Origin of the sequence: Luteimonas flava, from assembly GCF_036584485.1 — a bacterium.
GTDB classification, from domain to species: domain Bacteria; phylum Pseudomonadota; class Gammaproteobacteria; order Xanthomonadales; family Xanthomonadaceae; genus Luteimonas; species Luteimonas flava.
Genome location: NZ_JAZHBM010000082.1, coordinates 1 through 278 on the forward strand (window position 1 = coordinate 1; position 278 = coordinate 278).

The following is a 278-nucleotide window of genomic DNA, read 5'->3' on the forward strand; positions in this document are numbered from 1 at the left end:
GGCGCAAGCAAGACGCTGGTGCTGGTCAACGGTCGCCGTCTGGCCAACTTCGCCACTGACGGCACCTCGGTTGATATCAACTCGATCCCGCTGGCCGCAGTCGACCATGTGGAAGTGCTGAAAGACGGCGCCTCGGGCGTGTACGGTTCCGACGCCATCGGCGGCGTGATCAACTTCATCACCAAGCGTTCGGTGCAGACCACCACCATCACCGCCGAAGCGGTGCTGCCGCGCGCCGTCGGCGCCGACGAGAAGCGGGTCAACCTGTCGAGCGGCTT

1 protein-coding gene is annotated in these 278 nt (G+C 65.1%); it reads left to right on the forward strand.

Translation table 11 applies throughout. The features are described from left to right. On the forward strand, positions 1-278 hold a 278-nt coding region (locus V3391_RS17770), incomplete at both ends, for a TonB-dependent receptor plug domain-containing protein (RefSeq protein ID WP_332079779.1).